Raw genomic sequence first — 5,435 nt, forward strand, 5'->3', positions numbered from 1 at the left:
GTCACCTCGAAGGAAAGGGCCAGAACGCGACGTTTAAGCTCTCCCGGGAAGGGATTCCCAACATAATTGTTGCGGGTAATCTTCCGTGTGGAGTTCGGCGGGAAAAAGTTGACGACAGCGCCGTTCTGGGCAACTTGTTGCGTATCGAAATACGTTTTGATGCGCGCGCTGGCAGGTACAATTGCTTTTTTGGTAATTTGGTTGCTCATAGCTTGTAGTGTTAAAGAGATTTTAGTTGGGCCAGTTGGCCTTTTAGCTTATTCCCGTAAGCAGTCTCTGGGCAGTGAGAGCTATGAGTAAAAAGAGGGGGTTATACCTCCACGGTTTCTTCAATGATGTTTTCGATTTGGGATACGTGGCCGGTTTGCTGGGGAAGCGAGGCCGCAGGCGCGGCTGCTGAGGGAATGTCTTGGTCATCCCACAGGTATTCGCTTCCTTCCATCAGGCCTTGGGAGGGCGTCCAGTCGGGCATGACGAACTTGATCAGCTCCATCACGCCTTGCACGCCGAGGCCCATGGCCAAGCCGCGAAGGTGAGCGTTCTTGGTAAACATGGTGAAGACCATGCCGAGGGTAAGGGGCAGGCCAACGCGGGCCGCTTGCTGGACGGTAGCCGAGCTACCGCCAAGAATAGCGGGAACGGCCAGCCCGTTAAGCTGCGCACCAATTGCCTGGCCGCCCACAATATATCCGGCAGTGATAAGCTGCTGCTTGAATTCGCCGACAGCCTTTTCGGTTGTTGTTTGTTTTGCCATAGTTGCAGGTTTTGGGGTTGTTGGGTTTTCGATTATATCCAAGTGGGTTGGATTTTTTGCAAATATTCGTTGGGTCATGGGATCAGTAGTTGGGATTAGTTGAGAATTCCTCGTCCGTCAATATTAAGGTTGGTTATGATATACACGTCTCCGTATTGGAAGATCGGGCGTTTGCCCCCGTCGAAATAGTGATAGTACTGGTGGTTCTCACCCTTCTTGTCGCCGGGGTATATTACCTTATCGCTACCGTACATGATGCGCTCAGCGTGGCCGATGGAAACCAGCTCAGCCTCACCAGGTGGGAACAGTTCGTAGTCATAGCCATCGGCCGGAAAATGGTGGAACTCCTCATACATCTGCTCGGCCTGGTCATTTTCAAAGGCTCCTTTTAGTAACTTCATCCGGTGTGTAGGAAAGGCAAAAAGCGTCGTGCCCTCCCCGTCGATGATCATCGCCAGATCCTGACTCTCTGAAAGAATGCGCTGCATGAACCCTTTGGTGTCGATGAATTCCAGTTCGCCCACGGTTCCAGCATACGCCAGGGGTTCTTCGTATAAGGTTTTGAGCGGTCTGGGAAACGCCCTGTTCTTTCCGGGTGCTGATCTGTTGGGACGGATATCGTCAGGCTCTGGCGTATCGCGATAAATACCGACTTCACGCACGCGAACAGTCCCTTTTATTCCATAGGTGGGCGCTATCCGGTTGAGTTCTTCATAGAGCTCCGTGCGGTCGGTGAATTTTGTTTTGACGAGCTCGTTGACCACATCTTGCAGGCGGGTGACCGTTTCTTGGTTGGATTTCAGGTTGGCCTGGGCCCGGGCAAGCTCGGTTCGGGTTTGCTCGTGGGTAATCTCCAGTTCCTTCAGTGTTTTCTTCGAGCGGTCCAGCTCGGCAGTGATCTGCTCGATACGGACCTGGGCGGACTGTTGCCATCCTTTTTCGAGGGCCAAGAATAGGTCGGCCAGTTTGTTTTTAATGATGGGCAGCCAGCGTTGGGTTTTGTACATGCCCAGCTGCTGTTTTATGTGATCAAAGGTCACTTCCGCCCCGTCTGGGTTTGTAGCCTGTTTTTCGGCTTCGATATCTACTTCGTAATAGGCGTAAAAATCTGTCTCATCGGCAATGATATTGCCTTTGTTTCCGGCCAGGCTTCGGCCCGACTGCACCGGCTCGTCCATGCTCCAACCGAAGGCATCCCCCAGCTGCTGGCTGGCCATCTGCTTGATGGAGCTCCATTTGATCTTGTTATAAAAGCTTCGGTTTGGAGCGTTGGGGTCTGGGATAAGATTAAACAGTACCCGCCCGTTTGCGTTATTTTTTGGTACTTCAAGCGTAAGCTCGTGGCGGAACCGGGGAATGCGCTTGCCGTCGGAAGACAGGTTGTTTTCAATGGTCCCAACTTCCCCGCTGTAATCCAGCCAGCCCACTCGTATAAGCCCTTGCTCCAAGGCCTCGGCCCCTGAGGCCGGAAGATCCGAATCAATAAGGGATTGCTCACGGGCAATAGCAGATTCCATACGCTCGGAGCGTTTGGTTACGTCCCCGCTTGCTTGCCCCAGGGAAGACTCCAGGCGCTGTGTCTCACTGAGCAGCGACTCAATACGGCTTTTCAGGACTTTTGTTTGGGCTTTGGACTGGAAAAATTCTTTAACTCGGGGATCGGAGTTGGTGGCGGCCACCATCTGCTCATACTGGAGCGACTCTCCCTCGGAGTCGGCAGAGGTTTCCCGTCCGTCTCCAAAGAACAGTTCGTCAATCCAGCTTTGCTTCTTGCTGACCAGCTCCAGGCGGTACTGATCAAACGAATCCTTCATCAGGTAAAAGTGGATGTTCACTTTTCCGTGTTGGTTGCCCTGCCGTAGCCCGCGCCCGTTGCGCTGCTGAATTTGCGAAGGGGTATAGGGCACGTCCATGTGATGCAGGTCAGTGGTCCATTTTTGCAGGTTCATCCCTTCGGCGATAGACTGGTTGCCGATCAGCACGCGGTATTTCCCCAGGTTGAAATCATCCTGCACCTGTTTTTTGAGCGCTTCTTTATCATCAGAGGAAGAGACGAAATAGTCGTTACCTTTAGAATCAGTACCAATAATCGAGCCGTTAATAATGGCGATTTCTTTGGTCGGGATACCGGCTTCGGCCAGCTCCTCTTTTATCAGCTGATGGTAGCTACCGCCTTTTTGGCCTTCCACGGAGATCCAATCGCAGAAGATGATCTGGTTGCGAATTGCGGGAGTCGCCGGATTCTTGCGCCCGCTATACAAAGCTTCGACAATCATCACCGCCCGGTCGAAGGTTTCTTCCATCGAGTCCGATCCATCGGAGAGCTTCTCGCGCTGTTTCTCGATTTTATTCAGTAAGAACTGCTTGCCAACGGGGACCTCGTGGAGGTCGCCTTCGGTGGCCTGGATTTCTTGGGTGACCTCCTCAAAGTGACCCAGAGATTTTAACTCCTTAATAAGTTTGTGTCGGGACTGCCCATGGTATGGGTTCGGGTTTTCTCTGGCAGTTGATACTTTTGAAAAGAAATCGCCATAGATGCTTTCCGGTACTCTGCTAGGAGCAGGATTTTCGCGGGTAGCGTAACTTTCGGCTACGTTATCCACCAGGGCGCCCAGCTTTAGGAACTTTCCATCCACGCCGGAAAAGCTATTGTCATATACGCGAAGATCCGTAGCTATTTTACTTCCGTCGCCGGTAATAACAAGAAAATTGTCTTTGGTTTGGCATCCGCGCTGGCGCATGCAATCGAGGATGTTATCGGCCCGGAGAATAATATCGTCAAATAACAATTTGTGAATTTCGCTGGGCTCAATGACCTGCTGCTTGGTTTCGGCTTCGGGGCGCTTGAATTTCGGTTTTAGCGCTTGATAATTGCCCTCGTTATCGGTTACAATTTCGCCTGATTTATCTCGAAGGTAGTCCGGAAATTTCTCATAGAAGCCAACCAGCTGATCATAGCTTTTGATGTCCATGACTTCATCAATGATGGCACGCATTTCTGGCAGGTTGTAATATCCGGCAACTACCCGCTCGGTCCGGTATTCGCCATTGGTCTTTTTGACTATTTTTTCTTCCTCGCGGACAAACTGGTTGATAAAATTGTCCAGGTTGGCAATCTGGTATTTCTCCAACAGGTCCGGGGCGCAGAGATTGAGCATGTGCCAAACCTCCACCGGGGAATTCACCACCGGCGTAGCAGTAAGCACAAACACGTTCCGGTGTCCCACTTTTGAAAACAGCCACTTCGTTTTTTGAAGCGCGTCCTCGGCTCGTTGGGAAGGCTTATTAGCCGCAATACCCAGCTTGGCCGCTTTCGCGCTCCCCAGGGCATTCTTGTAGAAATGAGCCTCGTCAAAGAACAGAGCGTCCACGCCGAGTTCATCAAAAAAGATATCGGTGTCGAGCCGCTTGGCACTTGCTACGTTTCGTAGTTTAGCCTCCCACTCCTCTTTCATCTTTTCCAGCCGCGTCACCATCGACTTTTTGGCTGTAGAGCTTAGCGCATCGTCTTCTTCGATCAGATCGTCGAAGCTATCAATCATCTGATCAAAGTATTCCACACGCTCGCTGTACATATCCTGCTGCACCGATGGAGATAGTGGCAGGCTCTTGAACGCATGGTCAGCAATAAAGATCGCATCCCAGTTGTAGAGCTGGGCCATGGTCAGTTCTTTGTGGCGCTCGGAGCCCGACATTTTCATATTTAGGATTTTTGCATCGGGGAATAGCATCGAATATTCTTCGACCCATTTTTCCTGCACTTTTCCAGGTACGACAAACAACGGTTTTCGGCAGGCGCCCTGTTGCAGGAGAACCTGGGAAGTAATGATTGAGGAGAGCGTCTTACCGGCGCCCACATCATGGCAGTTGGCACCCCGCCCGTTCCAGACCAACTTTTCGGCCACCGCGCGGTTGTGTTTGTACACCGTAAAATCTTTTACCCCATAGAAGGTGTCCGACATGCCCCGAACGCGGAGGGTGGCTCCATCGAATTGCGGATTAATATGGGCGTTGTACTCGTGGTTATACGCCTGCTCGATAAGCTCGCGAATTTCGCCTGGTGCCTTGGTGCGCACCCAGTGGTTAAATTTTTGGGGCACGCGGGTAAGCATCTGGTCGTTATGGGTCCGTTGTTTGGCTCGGGCTCGTTCGATCAGGGCTTGTTGGCCGGTTTGCTCGGCTCGTTTGAGCGTCATATTCGGGAGCACGTTGTCGTCCTCATCGTAGAAGACCAGTGGGAAGCTTGAATCCTGAATATAATTATTGATGATCTTGCTAAACGGTGTCTCGCCCCAACCCTGGTTCCAGTCGTCAGCCGTCTCTTCACCATTTTTAATGTATCGTCCGCCTTTACGGAGCTTCATATAGAAACGGTTGCCGAGTTCGGCTTTATCTTTGACGAGTCCAATGTGAACATCTCGGTAGCCTAATTCTTCTTTAATCCACTCCGTTAGCACTTTTACAGGCAAGTAGGTAAAAATGTGGCGGGGATCTACGGTGATGGAGTAAGCATCAATCCACTCAGGAAGAACTACTTTTAGGGCCTGAATATTTTTCTCCAGCTGATTGTCTTCGGCTATTTGTAGTTTCTGGCGAACATTGCCGGCCAGGTATTGGTAACGGAATTCGTAGTTATTGGACTCGGGGTTATAAAAGAACTCCGGATGGTCCTCGATAGCTT

The 5,435-nt window shown here is 51.3% G+C and carries 3 protein-coding genes and 1 pseudogene; 1 reads left to right on the top strand and 3 read right to left on the bottom strand.

Annotated features, from left to right (window positions below; translation table 11 throughout):
• From ACQ76V_RS15960 to ACQ76V_RS15970, 3 genes and pseudogenes are all read right to left on the bottom strand, one after another.
• A pseudogene (locus tag ACQ76V_RS15960) lies at positions 1–209 on the bottom strand (hypothetical protein); the annotation flags it as partial.
• 101 nt (positions 210–310) lie between these two features.
• Positions 311–754: a hypothetical protein gene (locus ACQ76V_RS15965; RefSeq protein ID WP_441001500.1), complete on the bottom strand. Its 444-nt coding sequence runs from the start codon at positions 752–754 to the stop codon at positions 311–313.
• Between the two features lie 95 nt (positions 755–849).
• Complete coding sequence (locus ACQ76V_RS15970) at positions 850–4,125, bottom strand: helicase-related protein (RefSeq protein ID WP_441001501.1); 3,276 nt, start codon at positions 4,123–4,125, stop codon at positions 850–852.
• A 489-nt stretch (positions 4,126–4,614) separates the two neighbouring features.
• On the opposite strand from ACQ76V_RS15970, the gene ACQ76V_RS15975 reads away from it, so the two are divergent.
• On the top strand, positions 4,615–5,001 hold the full coding sequence (locus ACQ76V_RS15975) for a hypothetical protein (RefSeq protein ID WP_441001502.1): 387 nt from the start codon (positions 4,615–4,617) through the stop codon (positions 4,999–5,001).
• Positions 5,002–5,435 lie beyond the last annotated feature (434 nt).

Origin of the sequence: Fodinibius sp. SL11, from assembly GCF_052060035.1 — a bacterium.
In the GTDB taxonomy this organism is placed as follows: Bacteria; Bacteroidota; Rhodothermia; order Balneolales; family Balneolaceae; genus Fodinibius.